Raw genomic sequence first — 23,588 nt, 5'->3', positions numbered from 1 at the left:
TGCGGTGCTCGTGCGCGGGCGTCGCCGCCCTCGGACAACGCGGCGCCCCGCTCATCCTTACGGACGGGCGGGGCGAATTGGTTCCCTCGACGGCCGCCGGATCGCGTCAGCGGGTCTCCACCACGACGGATTCGATGACCACGTCCGTGACGGGACGGTCGGTCCGTGGGTTCGTCGGCGTGGTGGCGATGGCGTCGACCACCTTCTGCCCGGCCGGGTCGACCACCTCACCGAAGATGGTGTGCTTGCGGGTCAGCCAGTTCGTCGACGAGACGGTGATGAAGAACTGCGACCCGTTCGTCCCCGGACCGGCGTTCGCCATGGCCAGCAGATACGGCTTGGTGAAGGCCAGATCGGGGTGGAACTCGTCCGCGAACTGGTACCCCGGCCCGCCCGTGCCGTTGCCCAGCGGATCGCCGGCCTGGATCATGAAGCCGGCGATCACGCGGTGGAAGACCGTGCCGTCGTAGAGCGGCGCATTCGTCTTCTCACCGGTCTCCGGGTCGGTCCATTCCCGCTCGCCCTTGGCGAGTTCCACGAAGTTCTTGACCGTCTTGGGCGCGTGGTTCGGCAGGAGCCTGACCTCGATGTCGCCCAGGTTGGTCTTGAGGGTGGCGTACAGCTGCTCGGCCACGGTCTGCCTTCCGTCGTCTTCGGTGCCCTGCCGATCCTCCCACGGCCCGGTCGGGCCCCGGAGGTTTCAGCTGGGCGGAACCGGTCTACTCGTTACGGAAGAGGCGCGGCCCGCCACCATCCGTGGCACTGTCGTCGCCAGGCCCTTTGTTGCTCTTATTAAGTCCTGGCAAGCCTTTCCACCGCATTGACAGTTCTGGCAGGCATGATCCGTAAAAGGGTGGAAAGGTGAAAACCCTGTACGCCACCGAGGAGGAGGATCCCGTGACCCGCATTGACAGCGTGCGCGCCGCGACCGGCTCGGCGAAGGACAGCGTGCTGCACGCCGCGGACGTGGTGGCGCCCTACGCAGAGACGGCCAAGGACCGTGCGACGCAGTACGCGCACGAAGCGCGCGTCGTGCTCGGCCCCAAGGTCTCGCAGGCCGCCCAGCAGGCGCGCGCCCAGTACGGCGCCCACCTGGCCCCGCGTCTCGAGCAGGCGCGCACGCATGTCCCGCCGAAGGTCGACCAGGCCGCCCACGAGGCAGCCGTCCGCACCCGCCAGGCCGCCCGGCAGGCCGCCGAGTACTCGAAGCCGCGCCTCGAACAGGCCGTGGCCTCCGCCCAGCCGGTGCGCGAGGAGGCGACCGCCCGCAGCGTCGCCGCGCTCGCCGCACTGCGCGGGCAGGTCTCCCCCAAGGAGATCCAGAAGCTCGTCCGCAAGCACGAGCGCCGGGCCCGCGCGGGTCGCCTCGCCAAGGGCGTGGCCGTCCTGAGCCTCGTGGCCGGTGGCGCGTTCGTCGCCTGGAAGTGGTGGGACAAGCAGGCCAACCCGGACTGGCTGGTCGAACCGCCGGCCGCCACCGAGGTCCCGGACGGCGCCCCGCTCACCTCCGTCGACGGCACCGGCCAGGACATCCTCGACCCGGAGGTCCAGGCCAAGCAGGCCGAGGCCGAGTCCGACCAGGAAGACACCCACTGACCGGTGCGGCCTGGTGCGGCCCATCCATCGGTACGCGCGTCCCGCCCCGGTAGCGGGTCCGCGTCCCGCCGGCACCGGCAGCGCGTCCCGTCAGCACCGAGTACGACGAAGCCCCTCCCACCAGGTAGTACCTGGCCGGAGGGGCTTCGGGCTGTGGAGCCTAGGGGAGTCGAACCCCTGACATCTGCCATGCAAAGACAGCGCTCTACCAACTGAGCTAAGGCCCCGAAAACGGTGCACCCCACCGAAGGAAGGCCCCTCGGGCGAGCACGCGGACCAGAGTACCGGGTCTCCCCCCGGATCTCGCAAAAGGATTGGGGGTCCCGGCGGGCGACCACTCTCCGTAAGATGCCCCACGTGCTTCGCGGCAGCGAAGCACCGTATTGGGGAAGCGATGGGGAGACGCAATGGACGCCGCACAGCAGGAAGCTACCGCAAGAGCCCGGGAGCTCCAGCGCAGCTGGTACGGAGAGCCGCTGGGGGCGCTCTTCCGTCGGCTGATCGAGGATCTCGGACTCAACCAGGCCCGCCTGGCCGGCGTCCTCGGACTCTCCGCTCCCATGCTCTCCCAGCTGATGAGCGGCCAGCGCGCCAAGATCGGCAACCCCGCCGTGGTGCAGCGCGTCCAGCTTCTGCAGGACCTCGCAGGTCAGGTCGCCGACGGCAGTGTCAGCGCGGCCGAGGCCACCGAGCGCATGGACGAGATCCGGAAGTCGCAGGGCGGCTCCGTACTCACCAACACCGGCCAGACCGCCTCCGGTTCGGGCGCCCCGACCGTGAAGCGCGTGGTGCGGGAGATCCAGTCCCTGCTGCGCTCCGTCTCCGCGGCCGGCGACATCATCGACGCCGCGGACTCCCTCGCCTCCACCCACCCGGAACTGGCAGAGTTCCTCCGGGTCTACGGCGCCGGCCGCACCTCCGACGCCGTCGCCCACTACCAGGCGCACCAGAGCTGACTCCGGGCGGACACAGCACTGGTTCCGGCTCCGGGGCCGCCACCGTGGGCGGTCGCGGGGCGGAGCGGACATCCTCGGCTGATGTCCGTACGGGCCGTCGGCAGCGCGGGCCCGGGAGGGGAGCGTCGCACGAGCATGGGTGAGGTCTTCGCCGGCCGGTACGAACTGGCCGACCCGATCGGTCGCGGGGGAGTCGGCGCGGTATGGCGGGCCTGGGATCACCGGCGCCGCCGCTATGTCGCGGCCAAGGTCCTCCAGCAGAGCGACGCCCACACACTCCTGCGCTTCGTGCGCGAACAGGCACTGCGCATCGACCATCCCCATGTCCTCGCCCCGGCGAGCTGGGCCGCGGACGACGACAAAGTCCTGTTCACCATGGACCTGGTCGCCGGTGGCTCGCTGGCCCACCTGATCGGCGACTACGGACCGCTCCCACCGCCGTTCGTCTGCGTCCTGCTCGACCAGCTCCTCTCCGGGCTGTCGGCCGTGCACGCCGAAGGGGTGGTGCACCGCGACATCAAGCCCGCCAACATCCTGCTCGCGGCCACCGGCACCGGCCTGCCTCATCTGCGCCTCTCCGACTTCGGCATCGCGATGCGCAAGGGCGAGCCCCGCCTCACGGAGACCAACTATGTGGTGGGCACCCCCGGTTACTTCGCCCCCGAGCAGGCGAGCGGCGCCGAGCCCGACTTCCCCGCCGACCTCTTCGCCGCGGGCCTGGTCGCCCTCTACCTCCTCGAAGGCGCCAAGCCGGACGCCCGCGCCCTGATCGAACACTTCGCGGACCACGGCACACCCAGTGCCCCGGCGGGCGTCCCCGGCCCGCTGTGGAGCGTCCTGGCCGGCCTGCTGCAACCTGATCCCGAAGCGCGCTTCCGTACCGCCACGGGCGCACGCAAGGCCCTTCTCGCCGCCTCCGAACTCCTTCCGGAGCCCGGCCCCGACGACGAACTGATCGAGGTCTTCGATCAACTCGGCCCGCTGCCCCCGGGATTCGGCCCGAGCGGTCCGGCCGTACGGGGCCGCCGGGCGCGTCCGCTGCATGGCACGGGGAGCACACCTACCCGGCCCGCTCCTCTTGGCTATGGGGCCGAGGGGGCAGAGCGGTGGGTGGAGCCAGAGCGATGGGTGGAGCCAGGGCAGCGGGTGGGGCCAGAGCAGCGGGTGGAGCCAGAGCTGCGGGTGGAGGGTGACGCGGAGTTTGGGGCGAGCGTTGGGGCGGGGAGTGGAGTAGGGGCCGAACCGGGGGGTGAAGCCGGGGTGGGATCGGGGGAGGGGTCGGAATCCGGTCCTGGCCTCTGGGCCCCCGGCTCCGCGTCCCCGTCCCCGTCCACGTCCACGTCCCCAGGCGCATTCGAGTCGGTGGCCGCATCCTCGACTGAGCCTCCGCCTCCGCCCGTGCCTGCGGCTGCCTCGACGACTGATCCAGGGTTGCCCGGCGCCGACTCCGGCTCCCGCGTCGGCGCCGGGACTGGTTCCGGGGCTGGTTCCGGGCGCCCAGGAGTGGCCGACTTCGGTGCCGGTGCCGGGCACCCCGAGGCGTTCCGCTCCGGGACTGGCGCTGGACCCCAGCATCCGGGGACGTCCAACTCCCGCACCGGTTCCCGGCATCCCGGGACGACCGGCCCCGGGGCCGGCTTCCAGCAACCCGGGATATCCGACCCCAACACCAGCTACGGGCTCCCAGGGCCGACGACGGGCGCCAAGCCACCGGCGGAGACGCCATCCATCCCGCCCCTGACCTCGATGTCGGAGACGGGCAGCTTCCATCTCCCGCCCCCAGCGCAGGACCCGGCGCCAACCCCATTCCCAGCCCCGGCCCCGGCGCAGCCCCCAACCGAGGACCGGCTTCCCCCGCCGCCTCCGGTACCACCGATGCCATCGGGCCAGCCCTCCACCGCGGGCTCGCTGCCTGAGCGACCGCGGCACCAACCACCGGCCGCGCAGGGCCCTGTCGATGCACTGCAAGAACCCATGCCGGACCCGCTGCACAAACCTCGGCCCGCTGCCCCATACATCCCTGTCTCCCATGACCTCTCTCCGTCCCCTCATCCTGCGCACGCGATGACCACCGTGGCGGCCCCGCAGGCTTCGCCCGAGCATGACCGTCACTCTCTGTACACCGCTCGCGCCGGTGAGGTTCCGCGTCCGGCCCAAGAAATTCCCACACGGCGCACCCGCACCCGCGTTCGCACCCACACACACCGACCGGGACCGCCCCCGAAGGTGACGGTCCCGGTCCTGTTCATCGCCGTGCTCTGCTTCGCCCTCGGCGTCTGGGCTCTGACGCAGGCCTGAGCCGACGGCGCCGAGTCGACGACTGGCCCGATTCAGGGGGCACACCCCGGCCCGACAGGAAACCCCCAAATCAGCGGGCCGACGGCAGATCAGCCGACAAGCCCCGCAGCGTCATCGCTCACCGACCGGCCCCCGAACCCGCCGCACCGCCACCACCCGCCACACCCCCAGCCACAGCACCAACACCGTCCCCGTCCCGATCCCAGCGACCCCCAGCAGCATCATCCGGCCATCCACCGACGACGTAGCCGAGGCAGCGGAGGATGAAGAGGACGAGGACGAGCCCGCAGAACCGCCCCCGGACCCGGAGTTACCCCCTCCGCCATCCGCACCCCCAGCCGAACCGCCCTGACTCGCTCCCCCACCCTCACCACGATCCGCACCCACACCCGCACCCGTGCGATCCCAGACGGCCCCGCCCTCGCCCCTCTCCGCGGCCGCCCGGTCCTCGGCCGTGACCTGGAACTCCCCCGGGTCCCGTACATAGTCCGGCCGCTGCCGCTCCTCGCCGTCGACGGTGACCCGCAGCGTCAGCCCGGACTCCTTGTCCCCGAACTTCTGTGCCATCGCCGGGTTGAGAGTGACCTTGAGGTAGTACCAACCGGCCACCCGCATCGCCGCCTGGCTGTCCCGCATCAGATAACGGTTCTCGTACGCCACGGGCGGCAAGGGATCGAACGCGGCAGACGTCGGGGCGCCCGCGTACGACGCCTCCTGCGCCGCGACGGCCGCCCGGGCCGGGTTGTACAGCTCCATGGCGAGCGCCCCCGTCACGACCCCCCTGCGCGACCCGTCGCCCGCCGAGCTCCCCAACTCGGCGTCGAGAAAGAGCTGCTGCCCCCAGTCCACCGGCACCCGGTAGAAGTGGCTCTCACCGGGGAGGATGTCGTCCTTCCAGACTCCGGCCGGCATTGCCACCGCGTCGTTGAACCCGGTGCCTCCCGTGCGCCGCGCGCTCTTCCCTGTCGGGGGCGGCACCGACGCCGACGGCCAGGCCTCCGGTCCCTGGGTGGGCGCCGCGGCGACCAGTCCCGGTTCGGTGGCCACCTTCAGTTCGAGCCCCCACGCCTCCCGTGTGGACGCGGTGTCGGTCTTCCGCTCCACCACTACGTAGTAGGTGCCCGCGCTCTGGCACCGCAGCATGCCCGGCCGTACGAGTCGCTCGGCCGCGGCGGCGACGGGCCGCGGGTAGGCACCGGAACGGAACGTGGCGCGTTCGGAATCGCAGCGGTTGCCGTTGCGATCCTGAAGCGTCACGGTCATGCCGTCCGAGTAGGCCGCCTTCACCTCGCGCCCGAGCGGTGGCACGGCGACCGCCGACACATAGGCGTTCGCGGCTCCGTCCAGCTCGACGCTGTAGTACGCGGCACCGCTCGTCCCCGCGCCGAGCGAGCTCCGATACGTCTCGCCGGTCCTGAGCCGCGGCGCATCAGTGCTGTTCTGTGCCCCCACCACCTTTTCGGCACCCTTGGCGTAGACATACGGGTCAGCCGCACCGGACGCCGCTGCCGTGGCCGTTCCGGGCACCGCGAATACCGCGCTCAATCCCGCGCCGACGGCGACCGCCGTCACCCTCCGACCGCGCCGTTCCTCCACCAGCCGCCTCATGAGTCTCCCCATGAAGGGCCATCCTGCCGTTCCAGGGCGCGTACTGTCGGCTGTGCGCCGGAATCCCGCCACTCATGCGCTGACCATGCAGTGCCGTCGCAACCGTGAATACCGCCCCTTCACGCCACCCGCAAGGCGAGAGAACCGGGCCCGGACAGCACAAAGCCCCGGCCGCCTATGCGACCGGGGCTTGCGAAGAGACTGTTGTGACAGCTCACGAACCCGTGGGCACGGAGTCAGTCGCCTCCGTCCACAGATCCTGCTCGGCGCGATCCGCCTGGATCTGGCGGTACACGAGGAGCCCGCCGATGGCGGCCAGTGCGACCAGGAGAAGCTTCTTCACCGCGCGACCTCGTCTTTCCTTGGCATAGAGGACTTCTGGCGCCCGACTATACACACCGACCGATACCGATCGGTGACCTGGATCGACCTCAACTCCCGGCCGTCACAGAGCAGTAGTGCCGGATGATCACACTCCACGAAGGCCCACCGACTTCACCCGGGAATGCGAAGAACCTCCTGTAAAGAGGCTCTTTTCATGCTTTGCACCCATCCGAGTGGTGTTGATCTGAAGATCGACGCGCCACGGGCGTCGGTCCTTCACTCTCGGCGCTGCGTACACATCATGAGGAAAGTACGCAAATCGCCCAACCCGAAAGTGAGGGATCATGACCAAGAACCGGGTCATGACGCTGTGGACAGTCGTCATCTCTGCCTTCATCGCGCTCTTCTCGGCGCTCGGATTCGTCACCCCGGCCGCCGCGGCCGCTCCCGTACAGCAGACGGAGGAGGCACGCAGCGCGGCGGTGAGCGCCCCCGCCGCCACGTCCGCCCGCCCCTCCTGGACCTTCAAGCGGTCCCTGCCACCGACGATGAAGCAGCGGATCCGCGCCGAGGCCCACGGTTCGTCCCCCAGCTGCCGCCACCGTCCGCCGGCCGACACGGAACAGTCCGAGGACGCAGCGGAACTGCAGGCGGAAGCGCTGACCGCGTAGCAGCAGTCGGGTCGGAACACCGGCCAGACCAACGTCCAGCTCACGCGGCAGGACACCAGGGCATGACGAGCCCGAACAGACACCTCAGCAAGACCAGCAGCGCACGTAAGCGCAGCAAGCACAGCCGCGCAACAAGAAGCAGTGCAACCACAGCAGTGCCGGCAGTTGGCAGTACCCAGCAGTCAGCAATCAGCAGTCGCTAGTCACTCAGCAGAGCAACGCCCATGCCCCGGAGCGACCAGCAGTAGACGGCGTCACAAGTGACCCGCATCCACTGCAACCCGCACCAGCGGCAGCAGCAGTACGACGTACCCCACGTACAAGTAGGACGGCATCTCTCTGAGCCGCCTACGTAGTAGAGAAGCCACATGAAGTCACCAGCACAAAAGACGCAGCCACAAAGCCACGCAGGAACACCAGCACGAGACGATGCGAGCCCTCCAGGGCATGCAGGGCATGCAGGACACGCAGGCCGCACAGGCCGCACAGGCCGCACAGGCCGCACAGGCAAGCGGATGGCCCCAAGTGCCTCCCGGCCGCGCCCCCGACCGCACCTGCCTACCGCGCCGACAGCACGCGCACAACGCCAGACACGAGGCCCCAGCCAGCACCGGCTGCGCGGGCCCTTTTGGCGTGCCCGTCCCTGTCCGGGGAACACACCCCATGCAGGGTGGCGGCACAGAAAAAGACCCCCAGTCAATCCGACTGAGGGTCTTTCCGTATGTGGGGCTAACAGGATTTGAACCTGTGGCCTCATCCTTATCAGGGATGCGCTCTAACCAACTGAGCTATAGCCCCGCCGCGCTCTGCGGTGTGTGTCCCGCGCGCTGACCTCTGAAGATTAGCGCACCAGGGGGCCAGTCCCAAAATCGATAGTCCTGGCCCGCCCACCAGCGGCTCTTGCGAGCTTGGAGAGCCCGCTCACTCGTCCTCGGCGAGCGTGAGCTCGACACCGCCGACGAAGCCGGCGGAGAGGTTGTAGATGAACGCGCCGAGCGTCGCGAGGGCCGTCGCCAGGACGACGTCGATGACCGCGATGACCGTCGTGAACATCAGCACGCGCGGCAGCGAGAGGAACGACTGCAGGTCGAAGCCGTTGGACTCGTTCGAGCCCGTGGCCTCGGAGAGCGTGCCGCCGACCGTGGAGAAGACGCCCATGGCGTCCATGACCATCCACAGCACGGCGGCCGCGATGATCGTGCAGATGCCGAGCGCGATGGACAGCAGGAAGCTGACCTTCATCACCGACCACGGGTCGGCCTTGGCCACCCGCAACCGGGCCTTACGGGTGCGCGGCGTCGTGCGCGCCCCCGTACGGGGCCTGCGCACCGCGCCGGCCGGAGCGCTCTGGTACGCCTGCGGTGGGTGGTACGGCTGGGCCGCCTGCTGCGGCTGCTGCCGCTCGCCGGGCAGCGCGCCGCCACCGTCCATGTACGGCTGGGCCTGCGGACCTCGGGTGTCCGTCACAGTTCCCCCCTGGGATCCATGAGACTCGTGCGAGTCCTTCGAGTCATGAGCGGAGCCACGGCCGCCCTCGGTTTCCGTACCGGTGGATGTTCCGGTAGAGCCGGCGCCCGTGGCTCCGCTCACGATGACTCTCTCCTCGCGCTACTCGGCCGGGGACTGCTCGCCCTCGTCCGTTCCGACGGCCGTCTCGGCCTGGGCCGCTGCGTCGGTCGCGGTGTCGTCCGCGTCCGCGGCGTCACCCTCGACCTCCTCGGCCTCCCGACCGGCCTCGGCGTTCCGAGCGATGCCGACGACGGCATCGCGCTTGCCCAGGTTGATCAGTTGAACGCCCATGGTGTCACGGCCGGTCTCCCTGATCTCGTTGACTCGCGTACGAATCACACCGCCCGACAGCGTGATGGCGAGGATCTCGTCGGTCTCCTCGACCACCAGGGCGCCGACGAGCGAACCACGGTCCTCCACGATCTTGGCTGCCTTGATACCGAGGCCGCCGCGACCCTGGACGCGGTATTCGTCGACGGCGGTCCGCTTCGCGTACCCACCGTCGGTGGCGGTGAAGACGAACGTACCTGGGCGGACGACATTCATCGAGAGCAGTTCGTCGCTCTCGCGGAAACTCATGCCCTTCACACCCGAGGTGGCACGGCCCATCGGACGCAACGCGTCGTCCGTGGCGGTGAACCGGATCGACTGCGCCTTCTTGCTGATGAGCAGCAGATCGTCCTCGGCCGAGACCAGTTCGGCGCCGATCAGCTCGTCGTCCGAACCGTCCGCCGCCTCACGGAGGTTGATGGCGATGACGCCACCGGACCGCGGCGAATCGTAGTCCTTCAGGGAGGTCTTCTTGACCAGACCCGCCTTTGTGGCGAGGACCAGGTAAGGCGCCGCATCGTAGTCACGGATCGCGAGGATCTCGGCGATCGACTCGTCGGGCTGGAACGCGAGCAGGTTCGCCACGTGCTGCCCGCGGGCGTCACGACTGGCGTCCGGAAGCTCGTACGCCTTCGCGCGGTACACGCGGCCCTTGTTGGTGAAGAAGAGCAGCCAGTGGTGGGTCGTCGACACGAAGAAGTGGTCGACGATGTCGTCTTCCTTGAGCTTCGTGCCGCGCACGCCCTTGCCGCCGCGTTTCTGCGAGCGGTAGTCGACCGTCTTGGTGCGCTTCACATAGCCACCGCGCGTGATGGTGACGACGATGTCCTCTTCGGCGATCAGGTCCTCGATGGACATGTCCCCGTCGAAGGGCACCAGCTTGGAGCGCCGGTCCTCGCCGAACTTGTCGACGATCTGCTGCAGCTCCTCGCTGATGATCTGGCGCTGCCGCTCGGGCGAGGCCAGGATCGCGTTGTACTCGTTGATCTTCTGCTGGAGTTCGTCGTGCTCGGCGACGATCTTCTGGCGCTCCAGGGCGGCGAGCCGGCGCAGCTGCATCTCGAGGATGGCGTTGGCCTGGATCTCGTCGATCTCCAGAAGGCCCATGAGGCCCGCTCGCGCGATCTCCACGGTGTCGCTGCGCCGGATGAGGGCGATGACCTCGTCGATGGCGTCCAGGGCCTTCAGGAGGCCGCGCAGGATGTGCGCACGCTCCTCGGCCTTGCGCAGCCGGAACTTGGTGCGCCGGACGATGACCTCGACCTGGTGGCTCACCCAGTGGCGGATGAACGCGTCGAGGGAGAGCGTGCGCGGCACCCCGTCGACCAGGGCCAGCATGTTGGCGCCGAAGTTCGTCTGGAGGTCGGTGTGCTTGTAGAGGTTGTTCAGCACGACCTTGGCGACGGCGTCCCGCTTCAGGACGATGACCAGCCGCTGTCCGGTACGGGAGCTGGTCTCGTCGCGGACGTCCGCGATGCCGCCGACCCTGCCGTCCTTCACGAGGTCGGCGATCTTCTGGGCGAGGTTGTCCGGGTTGACCTGGTAGGGCAGCTCGGTGACCACCAGGCACTGGCGGTTCTGGATCTCCTCGACCTCGACGACCGCGCGCATCGTGATGGAGCCGCGGCCGGTGCGGTACGCCTCCTCGATGCCCTTACGGCCCACTACCAGGGCGCCGGTCGGGAAGTCGGGGCCCTTGATGCGCTCGATGAGCGCTTCCAGGAGCTCCTCGTGCGAGGCCTCCGGGTTCTCCAGGCACCACTGGGCGCCGGCGGCGACCTCACGCAGGTTGTGCGGCGGAATATTGGTCGCCATGCCGACCGCGATGCCCGCCGAGCCGTTGATCAGCAGGTTCGGGAAGCGGGCCGGCAGGACGGTCGGCTCCTGGGAGCGGCCGTCGTAGTTGTCCGTGAAGTCGACGGTGTCCTCGTCGATGTCGCGGACCATCTCCATGGACAGCGGCGCCATCTTGCACTCGGTGTACCGCATGGCGGCCGCCGGGTCGTTGCCCGGGGAGCCGAAGTTGCCGTTGGAGTCCACCAGCGGCATCCGCATCGACCACGGCTGCGCGAGGCGGACCAGGGCGTCGTAGATCGAGGAGTCGCCGTGGGGGTGGTAGTTGCCCATGACGTCGCCGACGACGCGGGCGCACTTGTAGAAGCCCTTCTCGGGCCGGTAGCCGCCGTCGTACATGGCGTACAGGACGCGGCGGTGGACGGGCTTGAGTCCGTCGCGTACGTCCGGCAGCGCGCGGGAGACGATGACGGACATCGCGTAGTCGAGGTAGGAGCGCTGCATCTCCGTCTCGAGCCCGACGGGCTCGATCCGCATCGCGATGTCGGTGCCCTCTTCAGGGACGCTCGGGGTGTTCTCGTCGGCCATTGCTGGTGAAGATCCTTTCTGCGGCGGTCAGCTGAGACCGACTCAGATGTCGAGGAAGCGGACGTCCTTGGCGTTGCGCTGGATGAACGAGCGGCGTGCCTCGACGTCCTCGCCCATGAGGACGGAGAACAGGTCGTCGGCCTGGGCGGCGTCGTCCAGGGTGACCTGGCCGAGGACGCGGTGCTCCTGGTCCATCGTGGTGATGCGCAGTTCCTCGGCGTTCATCTCGCCCAGACCCTTGAAGCGCTGCACCGAGTCGTCCCGGATGCGCTTGCCGGCCTGGCGGCCCATCTCGATGAGGGCGTCGCGCTCGCGGTCGGAGTAGGCGTACTCGAAGTCCTCACGACCCCACTTGATCTTGTAGAGGGGCGGCCGGGAGAGGAACACGTGGCCCGCCTCGACCAGCGGCCGCATGAAGCGGAAGAGGAAGGTCAGCAGCAGGGTGTTGATGTGCTGACCGTCGACGTCGGCGTCCGCCATCAGGATGATCTTGTGATAGCGGAGCTTCTCGATGTCGAAGTCCTCGTGCACGCCGGTGCCGAAGGCGGAGATCAGCGCCTGGATCTCCTGGTTCTGCAGGATCTTGTCGATCCGCGCCTTCTCGACGTTCAGGATCTTGCCGCGGATCGGGAGGATCGCCTGGTACTGCGGGTTCCGGCCGGACTTGGCCGAACCGCCGGCGGAGTCACCCTCGACGATGAAGATCTCGCACTTGGTGGGGTCGTTCGACTGGCAGTCGGAGAGCTTGCCCGGCAGGGACGCGGACTCCAGCAGGCCCTTGCGGCGGGTCAGGTCACGCGCCTTACGGGCCGCCACGCGCGCGGTGGCCGCCTGGATGGACTTGCGGATGATGTCCGCAGCCTCGACCGGGTTCCGGTCCAGCCAGTCCGTCAGATGCTCGTGCACGACCTTCTGGACGAAGGTCTTCGCCTCGGTGTTGCCCAGCTTGGTCTTGGTCTGGCCCTCGAACTGCGGCTCGCCCAGCTTGACCGAGAGGATGGCCGTCAGGCCCTCGCGGATGTCGTCACCCGTGAGGTTGTCGTCCTTCTCGCGCAGCAGCTTCTTGTCGCGCGCGTACCGGTTGATGAGACCGGTCAGCGCGGCACGGAAGCCTTCCTCGTGGGTACCGCCCTCGTGCGTGTGGATGGTGTTCGCGAAGGAGTAGACGCCCTCGCTGTAACTCGTGTTCCACTGCATCGCGACCTCGACGGAGAGCAGCCTCTCCTTGTCCTCGGCCTCGATGTCGATCACGGTGGGATGGACGACCTCGCCCTTACGGGAGTTGAGGTACTTCACGAAGTCGACGATGCCGCCTTCGTAGTGGTACGTCACCGAACGCGCTTCGCCCTCCTCAGGGGCGTCGGCGGTGTCGGCGCCCACGACGGCCTTGGCCGAGTCGCGCTCGTCCGTGAGCTTGATCGTCAGGCCCTTGTTGAGGAAGGCCATCTCCTGGAAGCGCCGCGACAGCGTCTCGAAGGAGTACTCAGTGGTCTCGAAGATGTCGCCGTCGGCCCAGAAGGTGACCGTGGTGCCGGTCTCCTGCGTGGCCTCGTGCTTGGCGAGCGGCGCGGTCGGCACGCCCGCCTTGTACTCCTGCGTCCAGCGGTGGCCCTCGGTCCTGATGTCCACAGAGACCTTGGTGGACAGCGCGTTCACCACGGAGACGCCCACGCCGTGCAGACCGCCGGAGACGGCGTAGCCGCCGCCGCCGAACTTGCCGCCCGCGTGCAGGACGGTCAGCACGACCTCGACGGCCGGCTTGCCCTCGGACGGGATGATGCCCACCGGGATGCCGCGACCGTTGTCGATGACGCGCACGCCACCGTCGGGGAGGATCGTGACGTCGATCGTGTCCGCGTGGCCGGCCAGGGCCTCGTCGACGGAGTTGTCCACAACCTCCTGCACCATGTGGTGCAGGCCACGCTCACCGGTCGAGCCGATGTACATGCCGGGTCGCTTGCGGACCGCGTCCAGCCCTTCGAGGACGGTGATCGCACTGGCGTCGTAGGAGGCTTCTGTGGCCCCTACGTGCGCGTGCGCGCCTGCGTCGGTGGACGGAATGTTCTCGTTGGGGTTGCCGGAATCGGCCACGAAGCGCCCTTTCTGGCACAGCACAAGCCAAGCTCCCGGTTGGTGGCCGGTGCGGCTGCGGCGTGTTGGTTCGGTAAGCCCTAGTCAGCGTTGCTCGGTGCGTCCCACAAGTGGGGCGGGATTAGCCCCCAGTCTACCGGTAGCGCCGACAGTGATGGGGGTTTGGCGGTACCTGAGTCCGCATGTGCCGCCCTCAACCGGTCTCGGCCGACTCCCCATATGCGGAGCGGGGCTCCAAGAGGCTCACAGCGGCACTCAGCGCTTCGAGGTGTCAACCCCCCGCAACCGTGGCCGCGGTCTCACCCGAAGGTGTCGTCGTGACCTGTGCTTCCGGGGGCGCGCAAGGGGCCGTAGCGGCGGGGGCCACCCCCGGGGTTCTTGATGTCGATCCGTTGGACCGTGCCGTGCCCGAGGTCCTCGTTGAGGCGCTTGACGAGCTGCGCGGCCAGCATCCGCACCTGGGTCGCCCAGGCCGTCGAATCGCACTGCACGACCAGGACACGCTCGTCCTCGTCGTACCGCTGCGGGACACAGTGCCGGGCCAGTTCCTCGCCGACGATCTCCGGCCAGCGGCCCATGACGCCGCCGACCGCGGCCGGCGTCTCCCAGCCGCGCTCGGTGATCAGCCGGTTGATGGCCGGGCCGAGCCCCATCGGATCGCGTCCGTCGGCACGGGCCCCGGACCGCAGTCCGCCGCCGCGCCGAACGTGCTTCTTCTGCTGCGCCGCGGCTCCACGCGCGCGTGCGGCCTCTTTCGCCGCACGGAGGGCGACGCGGGCGAGATCGACACCGGAAGGCTCGGGGACCGCCGCCGGTTCGCGCGGGTCGCCGGAAGCCCCGGTTCGGCCCGCTCCCGCACCCTCTGCACCCGGCACGCTCTCGCTCACAGCCGCTCCACCGTCCCCTCGGAGACGACGAACCGCGTACCGGCCAGCACACCAGGTACGTCGTCGTCGACCGCCGCCGTCACCAGGACCTGCTCCCCGGGCGCCACGAGCTCCGCCAGCCGCTCCCTGCGGCGCGCGTCCAGCTCGGCGAAGACGTCGTCCAGGACGAGCACGGGCTCGTTCCCCTCGGCCTTCAGCAGGTCGTACGAGGCCAGGCGCAGCGCCAGTGCGTACGACCAGGACTCGCCGTGGCTCGCGTACCCCTTGGCCGGCATCTGCCCGAGCCTGAGCAGCATCTCGTCGCGGTGCGGCCCCACCAGGGTGACCCCGCGCTCGATCTCCTGCTTCCGCGCGCCTTCAAGGGCGGCGAGAATCTGCTCGTAGAGCTCCTCGCGCGCGTGCCCGACGATCTCCGGCGAGGACGGCTTGTAGTCGAGGGCGATCGGCCCGCCGCCGGGGGCCAGCTGTTCGTACGCCTTGTCGGCCAGCGGCTGCAGCGCCGCGATCAGGTCGAGCCGCTGGGCGAGCAGCTCCGCACCCGCGCGCGCGAGGTGCTGGTCCCACACGTCGAGCGTGGACAGGTCCATGGTGCGGCCGCCGTGGCGCCGGGCGAGCGCCGCGGACTTCAGGAGCGTGTTGCGCTGCTTCAGGACCCGGTCGTAGTCGGACCGGACGCCGGCCATGCGCGGCGCGCGGGCGGTGATCAGCTCGTCGAGGAAGCGGCGGCGCTCGCCGGGGTCGCCCTTGATCAGCGCGAGGTCCTCCGGCGCGAACAGCACGGTCCGCACGATGCCCAGTACGTCACGCGGCTTGACCTGCGAGGACCTGTTGATGCGCGCGCGGTTGGCCTTGCCCGGGTTCAGCTCCAGCTCGATGAGCTGCTGGCGCTCGCCCTGGCGCACCTGGGCCCGGATGACGGCCCGCTCGGCGCCCATCCGCACGAGTGGGGCGTCGGAGGAGACGCGGTGGCTGCCCAGGCTGGCGAGATAGCCGACGGCCTCGACGAGGTTGGTCTTGCCCTGCCCGTTCGGGCCCACGAACGCGGTGACGCCCGGGTCGAGGGCGACCTCGGCCCGGGCGTACGAGCGGAAGTCGGCCAGCGACAGATGCGTGACGTGCATGGTCGTGGGCCGACCTCCCCCAGGATTCGTCTACCGCTGTGGATCAGCGTGTGGATTCAGTGCGTTCGAGCGCGTGGCGCGGATGCGGTCACGCCTTCTCGACGGCGTGGCCGCCGAACTGGTTGCGCAGCGCGGCGATCATCTTCATCTGCGGCGAGTCGTCCTGCCGGGAGGCGAAGCGCGCGAAGAGCGACGCGGTGATCGCCGGCAGCGGGACGGCGTTGTCGATGGCCGCTTCCACGGTCCAGCGGCCCTCACCGGAGTCCTGGGCGTACCCGCGCAGCTTGTGCAGGTGCTCGTCCTCGTCGAGGGCGTTGACCGCCAGGTCGAGGAGCCAGGAGCGGATGACCGTGCCCTCTTGCCAGGACCGGAAGACCTCGCGCACGTCCGTCACCGAGTCCACGGCCTCGAGCAGCTCCCAGCCCTCGGCGTAGGCCTGCATCATGGCGTACTCGATGCCGTTGTGGACCATCTTGGCGAAGTGGCCGGCGCCGACCTTGCCTGCGTGCACGGAACCGAAGTCGCCCGCGGGCTTCAGGGCGTCGAAGACCGGCTGGACCTTCGCCACGTCCTCGGCCGTGCCGCCGTACATGAGCGCGTAGCCGTTCTCCAGGCCCCAGACGCCGCCGGAGACGCCGCAGTCGACGAAGCCGATGCCCTTGGCCGCCAGCTCCGCCGCGTGCTTCTCGTCGTCCGTCCAGCGCGAATTGCCACCGTCGACGACGACGTCACCGGGCTCCAGGTGCTCGGCCAGCTCGTCGATGGTGGACTGCGTGGCGGCGCCCGCGGGGACCATCACCCACACCACGCGCGGGCCCTTCAGGTTGCCCACAAGCTCCTGAAGGCTGTGGACATCCGCGAGGTCCGGGTTGCGGTCGTAGCCGATGACGGTGTGGCCGGCGCGGCGGATGCGCTCGCGCATGTTGCCGCCCATCTTGCCGAGGCCGACGAGACCGAGCTCCATCAGTGTTTCCTTACGTTGCGACAGGGCGTGGAGGGGCACGTGACGACACGTGGCCGTGCGTTCGTACCGGTGTCCGAGCCTAATCCGGTGGTTACCCCCACGCCTTCCGGGCGGGGGCGGCTCACGCACACCCTGTGGACCGGCTCGCCCTCGCGCCCGGGCGACCCGGTCCTGCGGCTCACTCAGCCCGACAGCCGCACCGGCATGATCAGGTACTTGTACGCGTCGTCCGCCTCCGCGTCCACGGCCGGCCGGCCGCTGAGCAGCGCGGGCTTGGTGGACGTCGTGAACGACAGCTGGGCGACCGGGGAGTCGATCGCGGACAGGCCGTCCAGCAGGAACGTCGGGTTGAAGGCGATCGAGATGTCGTCACCCTCCAGGTTCGCGTCGACCCTTTCCACAGCCTGTGCGTCGTCGCTGGAGCCGGCCTCCAGGATGAGCACACCCTGCTCGAAGCTGAGCCGCACCGGAGTGTTGCGCTCGGCGACCAGGGCCACACGCTTGACGGCCTCCACGAAGGGGGCGGTCTCGATGACGGCCACGGAGTTGAACTCCGTCGGGAACAGCGTGCGGTACTTCGGCAGGTCGCCTTCGAGGAGCCGCGTGGTGGTGCGGCGTCCGGCGCCCTCGAAACCGATGAGACCCTCGCCCGCACCCGAGCCGGACAGGGCCAGGGTGACCGTGTCGCCGCTCGTGAGGGCCTTGGCGGTGTCCAGGAGCGTCTTGGCGGGCACCAGGGCGACCGCGGAGGCCTCCGGGTCCTCCGGCTTCCACAGGAACTCGCGGACGGCGAAGCGGTAGCGGTCGGTGGAGGCCAGCGTGACCGTGTCGCCCTCGATCTCGATGCGCACACCGGTGAGGACGGGCAGCGTGTCGTCGCGGCCGGCCGCGATGGCCACCTGCTGGGCGGCCGAGGCGAAGACCTCACCGGGGACGGTGCCCGTCGCGGTCGGCATCTGCGGCAGGGCCGGGTACTCCTCCACAGGGAGGGTGTGGAGGGTGAAGCGCGAGGAGCCGCAGACCACGGTCGCTCGTACACCGTCTGTGGAGATCTCCACCGGACGGTTGGGCAGAGCGCGGCAGATGTCGGCGAGAAGGCGGCCGGAAACGAGGACCGTGCCTTCTTCGTCGATCTCCGCGTCCACAGAGACGCGTGCCGAGACCTCGTAGTCGAAGCTCGACAGGCTGAGTGCGCCCTCCTCGGCCTTCAACAGAAGGCCCGCGAGGACAGGCGCTGGCGGTCGCGCCGGGAGGCTGCGCGCCGCCCAGGCCACTGCCTCCGCGAGTACGTCGCGTTCAACCCGGATCTTCACCGTAAGCCGCCTCCTGCGTGTTGCTGGCTGCTCTCGCCCTGCGTGGTCATCGGTCTCGTCGTCAGACGTGGTGTCGCTCGTCCCACCGATGGGGAGAACACCGGGGACCAGTCTGACGCACCGCACTGACAGTCGGTGCCTGTCGGGGTCAAGTCGCTCCGAGCGGCAGCCGAGGTGCCGGGAGCAAGTTGTGCACAGCCCCCACTTCGAAACGGATTCCCAGCTCTCTCTAGTTGGGAGTAGTAGTAGGGGCTGTGGAAACCGTGGATAACCTCTAGTTCGCAGGTCAGAGGCGGTTTTTTGTCCACCGCGCCTGTGGGCCGAGCCCGTGGACAACCGCCTTCTTCTGTGGACGGCGAAAAGTTCTGCACATTCGATGCACAGGCGGGACCCACTTCTCCCCAGCGTCGTCCCCAGCTTTACCCCGGTTCCCCACAGGCCAACCGACCCCCTTGGTGTGACGCCTTTCACTCGCCGAGGTGATGAGGCGCGCCGGGTTGCCGAACAGTGGACAGCGGTGTGGAGAAGCGCCTGATCGCTGTGTACAACAGCTGACATCCTGTGGGGCGACGGTGGACAACGCCGCGCACAGGCTGTGGAGGAAATCTTTGTCCACAGGCTGTGGAGATCTTTTGTCCACGAATCCACACCCGTCTGACCTGGTGCGATGCGTCTCGGTCGGCCGCCGCTGTGGACGCAGTCTGGACAACTTCGCGGTCCCCAGGCTGTGGAGCGAAGAAACCCGGCACATCTGTGGAGAAGACCCGTAACCGGCCTCGGAATCGAACACCGGTGGCACGCGGAGTCACACGGATCAGCGGACCGAGCGTGCGCACATACGAAGAAGGGCGCCCCAGGAGTCGCTCCCGAAGCGCCCTACAGGGACGTGGCCGGCTGCTGTCAGCCGTTCTTGATGCGGTTGGTGAGCTCGGTGACCTGGTTGTAGATCGATCGCCGCTCGGCCATCAGAGCCCGGATCTTGCGGTCCGCGTGCATCACCGTGGTGTGGTCGCGACCGCCGAACTGGGCGCCGATCTTGGGCAGCGAGAGGTCGGTCAGCTCCCGGCACAGGTACATGGCGATCTGGCGGGCCGTCACCAGGACGCGGCTGCGGGAGGATCCGCAGAGGTCCTCCACGGTCAGACCGAAGTAGTCGGCCGTCGCCGCCATGATGGCGGGGGCCGTGATCTCCGGGGAGGCGTTCTCGCCACCGGGGATCAGGTCCTTGAGGACGATCTCCGTGAGCCCCAGGTCCACCGGCTGCCGGTTGAGCGACGCGAAGGCCGTGACCCGGATCAACGCCCCTTCCAGCTCACGGATGTTGCGCGAGATGCGGGACGCGATGAACTCGAGTACCTCGGGCGGCGCGTTGAGCTGCTCCTGCACCGCCTTCTTACGAAGGATCGCGATACGGGTCTCCAGCTCGGGCGGCTGGACGTCCGTGATCAGACCCCACTCGAACCGGTTGCGCAGCCGGTCCTCCAGGGTCACCAGCTGCTTGGGCGGCCGGTCGCTGGAGAGCACGATCTGTTTGTTGGCGTTGTGGAGGGTGTTGAAGGTGTGGAAGAACTCCTCCTGCGTCGACTCCTTGTCCGCGAGGAACTGGATGTCGTCGACGAGAAGGATGTCCATCTCGCGGTAGCGCTTGCGGAAGCTGTCGCCCTTGCCGTCGCGGATGGAGTTGATGAACTCGTTGGTGAACTCCTCGGAGCTCACGTACCGCACGCGCGTGCCGGGGTAGAGGCTGCGGGCGTAGTGCCCGATCGCGTGCAGCAGGTGCGTCTTGCCGAGCCCCGACTCCCCGTAGATGAACAGCGGGTTGTACGCCTTGGCCGGTGCTTCGGCGACGGCGACGGCGGCCGCGTGCGCGAACCGGTTCGAGGCACCGATGACGAAGGTGTCGAAGAGGTACTTGGGGTTCAGACGGGCGGTCGGCTCGCCGGGGCCCGCCGCGGGCGCCGGCTGGGCGGCCAGCGGCCCGGGAGCGCCCGTGGGCACCCCGCGGCCACCAGGACCGGGCCCGCCGGGGCCGCCGTCCTGGCCGTGCCGTCCGCCGCCCCTCGGCCCCTCGCCCGTGTCACGCCGCTGCTGGCGCTCGCGCGGTGAGTCGTAGGAACCACGCTCTTCATAAGAAGACCGGTCGTTATAGGGCGAGCGATCTTCGTAGGGCGACCGTTCCTCATAGGAGGAGCGGTCTTCATAAGAGGAGCGCTCCCCTTGCTTCTGCTCGTAAGGGGAGCGTTCCGGCTGCTGGTTGTAGCGGCCGCGTTCGGACTCGTACGGCTTCTGCTCGTAGGGCGAGCGTTCTTGCGGCCGGTAGTCGTGCTGCGGCTGCTGCGGAGGCGAGGCGTAGGGGTCGCGCTCGGGGAAACCGAGCCGCTGCTGCTGCCAGCCGTACTCGTCCTGCTGCGGCCGGGGCCAGGCGCCGGGCTCGGGGCGCTGGTAGTCGGGGTAGGCGGGACGGGCGGTCGGGAGCTGGTCGGGCCGCTGGCCCTGCTGCTGCTCGCCGCGCGGGCTCTGGCCGTGCTCCTCCGGGCCGCGCCGCTCGTAACCGTCGTAGCTGTCGCGGCCCTCGTAGCCGTCACGGGGCTGGCCGGGGCCGGCGGGCGGCTCGGTGTCCTCGTAGCGGTGCTGCTGGGCCGGGGGCGCCGAGGGCACAGGCGCCTCGCCGACGGTGTCGTCGACCGTGATCGCGATGCGGATGGGCCGGCCGCACTCGCGGCTCAGCGTGTCGCTGACGACGGGAGCCAGCCGGCCTTCGAGTACGCCCTTCGCGAATTCGTTCGGGACCGCGAGAAGAGCGGTGTCGGCGACCAGCGCCAGGGGCTGGCTGCGCCGGATCCAGTGCTCGTCCTTCGTCTCGACACCCTGCCCGCGACCCTCACCGAGGAGTTTCTCCAGAACTTGTGGCCACACTGCGGCAAGATCGGCAGGTACGTCAGCCACAGGGCACGCTCTCTCGCTGGTCCCACGAACGTGTGATTCCTGGGACGGGTTGGGTGGGAGGCTCGAAGCCGGGTCGGGAAGAAAAACGGGTGGGCCGGTGAGAAGGGGAACGAATCGGAGTTCGGCCACGGTAGTCAGCGCGACCGCTGCGGTTCAAGTTGTTGTCCCCAGCCTGTGGACAGTGTCTCGCGCGCGAAGCCGGTTTGACCGAATGGCGTAGCCGCGCGTACCGTGACCAGGTCGAGTTGTCGATGGCTGCTGCCGCCTGCCTCCGATGGGCAAGAACACGGTCTCTCTTTCCGAGAGCCGTATAGCGGTGCACTCGGGCGTATTGCGAGCTACTCGTGGGCGCACGGTGACAGCCAGGCGATGTCCCGCCACCACACGATTTTCTGGAGCCCCCGAGTGAGCAAGCGCACCTTCCAGCCGAACAACCGTCGTCGCGCCAAGACCCACGGTTTCCGCCTTCGCATGCGGACCCGCGCCGGTCGTGCGATCCTCGCCAACCGCCGTGGCAAGGGTCGCAGCAGCCTGTCCGCCTGATCACGTAATCAGGTCATGACGTGCTGCCTACCGAGCATCGGCTGAGGCGGCGCGAGGACTTCGCGACCGCGGTACGCCGAGGACGCCGGGCCGGCCGCCCGCTCCTCGTCGTCCATCTACGCAGCGGTTCCACGGACCCGCACGCGCTGGGGGAGAGCGTTTCCCCATCGCGTGCGGGTTTCGTCGTGAGCAAAGCCGTGGGCGTAGCCGTCGTACGGAACACGGTCAAGCGCAGACTCCGCCACCTCATGCGAGACCGAATGGCCTTGTTGCCCCCAGGTAGCCTGGTAGTCGTACGCGCGTTGCCCGGAGCGGGTGACGCGACCCACGCACAGCTGGCCCGAGACCTGGACGCCGCCCTGCAGCGGCTGCTGGGAGGGGGCGCGCGATGAAGTACCCACTGCTCGCTTTGATCAAGATCTACCAGTGGACCCTCAGCCCGCTGCTCGGTCCGGTGTGCAAGTACTACCCGTCGTGTTCCCACTACGGCTTCACCGCAATCGACCGGCACGGTGCGATCAAGGGAACAGCCCTCACCGCCTGGCGCATCCTCCGGTGCAATCCATGGTCGTCCGGCGGTGTCGACCACGTTCCACCACGCAAGCGTCCGCGCTGGCACGAGATGCTCCGCGACGCCTTGCGCGGGGACAAGAAAGCGACCCCCGTCGTTGAGGGCGACAGCCCCTCTGCCCAGGACGGTCCGTCCGCAGCGACTTCGCCCAATGCCCAAGGAGCCTGATCAGGGACATGATTTCCGATATCGTCAACGCGATTTCCGGTGTCTTCGCGTTTCTCACGACCCCGGTGTCCTGGGTCATCGTCCAGTTCCACAAGGTCTTCGGAGCCGTCTTCGGCCCTGACACCGGGTGGGCCTGGGGTCTGTCGATCGTGTCCCTGGTGGTGCTGATCCGGATCTGCCTGATCCCGCTCTTCGTGAAGCAGATCAAGGCGACCCGGAACATGCAGCTGCTCCAGCCGCAGATGAAGGCGATCCAGGAGCGCTACAAGAACGACAAGCAGCGCCAGTCCGAAGAGATGATGAAGCTGTACAAGGAGACGGGCACCAACCCGCTCTCCTCGTGCCTTCCCATCCTCGTGCAGTCGCCGTTCTTCTTCGCGCTCTACCACACGCTCTCGGGCATCGCCGACAACAAGAAGATCGGCGTCATCGACCAGTCGCTGCTCGACAGCGCCCAGAAGGCACACATCTTCGGTGCCCCGCTGGCCGCCAAGTTCACGGACAGCGCCAGCGAGCTCGCCAAGATGGGCGCCTCGCTGACCGACGTTCGCGTGGTCACCGCGATCATGATCGTCCTGATGTCCGCGTCGCAGTTCTTCACGCAGCGTCAGCTGATGACCCGCAACGTCGACCTCACGGTGAAGACGCCGTTCATGCAGCAGCAGAAGATGCTGATGTACGTCTTCCCCCTGATCTTCCTGTTCATGGGTATCAACTTCCCCGTCGGTGTCCTCGTCTACTGGCTGACCACCAACGTGTGGACCATGGGCCAGCAGATGACCGTGATCACCAGGAACCCCACGCCGGGCAGCAAGGCCCAGGAGAAGATGCTCGGGGGCCTGCAGAAGCACGTCATCACGCACAGCGCCACGCGCACCAAGCGTGAGCGCACCATCGTCAAGGGCATCGTCGCCAAGGGCCGCGACCGCAACGAGTACGAGCGCAAGTTCATCAACGGCCTGAGCAAGGCCGGACTCGCCGCGCAGGCCGACGGGACCGTGGTGAAGAGCTCCGCCGCCACCGAGGTCCTGGACGAGGACGGTACGGCCGCCGGCGGCGCGAAGCGCCAGCAGCCGAAGCGGCAGTCCAAGTCGCAGCGGCAGACGGCCGTCGGCACCGCACCCGGCGCCAAGCACGAGCCCGCCGCGTCGGCGAAGCCCTCGCTGGAGAAGAAGGACGCCGCTCCGCAGACCGGTGCCAAGCCGGCCGGTGGCTCGACGTCCACGGCGTCGAACGGCCGCAGCAAGGCCAAGTCCGGCCAGCGCAAGGGCCAGCAGCGCTCCAAGTCCTCGTCCAAGAAGTAACCCTCG

At 68.7% G+C, this 23,588-nt stretch carries 19 protein-coding genes and 2 tRNA genes; 8 read left to right on the top strand and 13 right to left on the bottom strand.

The annotated features are described in order from the left end of the window. Positions 1-106 precede the first annotated feature (106 nt). Entirely contained in the window at positions 107-634 is a 528-nt protein-coding gene (locus tag ABZY33_RS04430) for a peptidylprolyl isomerase (RefSeq protein ID WP_356489937.1), read from the bottom strand. Positions 635-897: 263 nt separating this feature from the next. Between ABZY33_RS04430 and ABZY33_RS04425 the strand changes: the two genes are divergently transcribed. Further along, on the top strand, positions 898-1,596 hold the full coding sequence (locus ABZY33_RS04425; RefSeq protein ID WP_356489936.1) for a DUF5324 family protein: 699 nt from the start codon (positions 898-900) through the stop codon (positions 1,594-1,596). Between the two features lie 154 nt (positions 1,597-1,750). On the opposite strand, the gene ABZY33_RS04420 is transcribed toward ABZY33_RS04425, so the two are convergent. Continuing rightward, a tRNA-Ala gene (locus tag ABZY33_RS04420) sits at positions 1,751-1,823 on the bottom strand. Between the two features lie 180 nt (positions 1,824-2,003). Between ABZY33_RS04420 and ABZY33_RS04415 the strand changes: the two genes are divergently transcribed. Both ABZY33_RS04415 and ABZY33_RS04410 read left to right on the top strand, forming a co-directional pair. Then, a complete protein-coding gene (locus tag ABZY33_RS04415) occupies positions 2,004-2,552 on the top strand; it encodes a DNA-binding protein (protein ID WP_356489935.1) in 549 nt (182 codons plus the stop codon). Between the two features lie 135 nt (positions 2,553-2,687). After that, positions 2,688-4,850 carry a protein kinase gene (locus ABZY33_RS04410; RefSeq protein ID WP_356489957.1) on the top strand — a complete coding sequence of 721 codons (2,163 nt, stop codon included), beginning with the start codon at positions 2,688-2,690 and terminating at the stop codon, positions 4,848-4,850. 111 nt (positions 4,851-4,961) lie between these two features. On the opposite strand, the gene ABZY33_RS04405 is transcribed toward ABZY33_RS04410, so the two are convergent. Next, the gene (locus ABZY33_RS04405) at positions 4,962-6,305 is read right to left on the bottom strand and encodes a hypothetical protein (RefSeq protein ID WP_356489934.1); all 1,344 of its coding nucleotides are present in this window, start codon (positions 6,303-6,305) and stop codon (positions 4,962-4,964) included. Between the two features lie 367 nt (positions 6,306-6,672). Further along, positions 6,673-6,801 (bottom strand): DLW-39 family protein, encoded by a 129-nt coding sequence (locus tag ABZY33_RS04400; protein WP_003999697.1) that lies wholly within the window; start codon positions 6,799-6,801, stop codon positions 6,673-6,675. A 325-nt stretch (positions 6,802-7,126) separates the two neighbouring features. Here ABZY33_RS04400 and ABZY33_RS04395 point away from each other — a divergent pair, with 325 nt between their 5' ends. Next, positions 7,127-7,453 (top strand): DUF6344 domain-containing protein, encoded by a 327-nt coding sequence (locus ABZY33_RS04395; RefSeq protein ID WP_356489933.1) that lies wholly within the window; start codon positions 7,127-7,129, stop codon positions 7,451-7,453. Positions 7,454-8,177: 724 nt separating this feature from the next. On the opposite strand, the gene ABZY33_RS04390 is transcribed toward ABZY33_RS04395, so the two are convergent. From ABZY33_RS04390 to dnaA, 9 genes are all read right to left on the bottom strand, one after another. Continuing rightward, a tRNA-Ile gene (locus ABZY33_RS04390) sits at positions 8,178-8,251 on the bottom strand. A 123-nt stretch (positions 8,252-8,374) separates the two neighbouring features. Next, a complete protein-coding gene (locus ABZY33_RS04385) occupies positions 8,375-9,043 on the bottom strand; it encodes a DUF3566 domain-containing protein (RefSeq protein WP_356489932.1) in 669 nt (222 codons plus the stop codon). An 18-nt stretch (positions 9,044-9,061) separates the two neighbouring features. Next, complete coding sequence (gene gyrA, locus ABZY33_RS04380) at positions 9,062-11,674, bottom strand: DNA gyrase subunit A (protein ID WP_356489931.1); 2,613 nt, start codon at positions 11,672-11,674, stop codon at positions 9,062-9,064. Between the two features lie 42 nt (positions 11,675-11,716). Beyond that, positions 11,717-13,789, bottom strand: a complete 2,073-nt coding sequence (gene gyrB, locus ABZY33_RS04375; RefSeq protein WP_356489930.1) for a DNA topoisomerase (ATP-hydrolyzing) subunit B — start codon at positions 13,787-13,789, stop codon at positions 11,717-11,719. A 275-nt stretch (positions 13,790-14,064) separates the two neighbouring features. Beyond that, complete coding sequence (locus tag ABZY33_RS04370) at positions 14,065-14,640, bottom strand: DUF721 domain-containing protein (RefSeq protein WP_356489956.1); 576 nt, start codon at positions 14,638-14,640, stop codon at positions 14,065-14,067. Positions 14,641-14,648: 8 nt separating this feature from the next. Further along, positions 14,649-15,773, bottom strand: a complete 1,125-nt coding sequence (gene recF / locus ABZY33_RS04365; RefSeq protein WP_356489929.1) for a DNA replication/repair protein RecF — start codon at positions 15,771-15,773, stop codon at positions 14,649-14,651. Between the two features lie 88 nt (positions 15,774-15,861). Beyond that, positions 15,862-16,737, bottom strand: coding sequence for a phosphogluconate dehydrogenase (NAD(+)-dependent, decarboxylating) (gene gnd, locus ABZY33_RS04360; RefSeq protein WP_356489928.1), 876 nt, complete (start codon positions 16,735-16,737; stop codon positions 15,862-15,864). Positions 16,738-16,919: 182 nt separating this feature from the next. Continuing rightward, positions 16,920-18,050: a DNA polymerase III subunit beta gene (dnaN, locus tag ABZY33_RS04355; protein WP_356489927.1), complete on the bottom strand. Its 1,131-nt coding sequence runs from the start codon at positions 18,048-18,050 to the stop codon at positions 16,920-16,922. 900 nt (positions 18,051-18,950) lie between these two features. After that, positions 18,951-20,996 (bottom strand): chromosomal replication initiator protein DnaA, encoded by a 2,046-nt coding sequence (gene dnaA / locus ABZY33_RS04350; RefSeq protein ID WP_356489926.1) that lies wholly within the window; start codon positions 20,994-20,996, stop codon positions 18,951-18,953. 405 nt (positions 20,997-21,401) lie between these two features. On the opposite strand from dnaA, the gene rpmH reads away from it, so the two are divergent. From rpmH to yidC, 4 genes are read left to right on the top strand one after another with little or no spacing between them, the layout of a single operon-like run. Further along, the gene (rpmH, locus tag ABZY33_RS04345; RefSeq protein WP_003967884.1) at positions 21,402-21,539 is read left to right on the top strand and encodes a 50S ribosomal protein L34; all 138 of its coding nucleotides are present in this window, start codon (positions 21,402-21,404) and stop codon (positions 21,537-21,539) included. 20 nt (positions 21,540-21,559) lie between these two features. After that, on the top strand, positions 21,560-21,931 hold the full coding sequence (gene rnpA, locus ABZY33_RS04340) for a ribonuclease P protein component (RefSeq protein WP_356489925.1): 372 nt from the start codon (positions 21,560-21,562) through the stop codon (positions 21,929-21,931). Beyond that, positions 21,928-22,278, top strand: a complete 351-nt coding sequence (yidD, locus tag ABZY33_RS04335) for a membrane protein insertion efficiency factor YidD (protein ID WP_356489924.1) — start codon at positions 21,928-21,930, stop codon at positions 22,276-22,278. The genes rnpA and yidD overlap by 4 nt, the downstream gene beginning before the upstream one ends. 8 nt (positions 22,279-22,286) lie before the next feature. Further along, a complete protein-coding gene (yidC, locus tag ABZY33_RS04330; RefSeq protein WP_356489923.1) occupies positions 22,287-23,582 on the top strand; it encodes a membrane protein insertase YidC in 1,296 nt (431 codons plus the stop codon). Positions 23,583-23,588: the final 6 nt, after the last annotated feature.

The sequence above is a fragment of the Streptomyces sp. NPDC006552 genome (assembly GCF_040611655.1).
Lineage (GTDB): Bacteria > Actinomycetota > Actinomycetes > Streptomycetales > Streptomycetaceae > Streptomyces.
The sequence above is the reverse complement of the archived record's forward strand: the minus strand, read 5'-3'. Positions and strand labels throughout refer to the sequence as shown.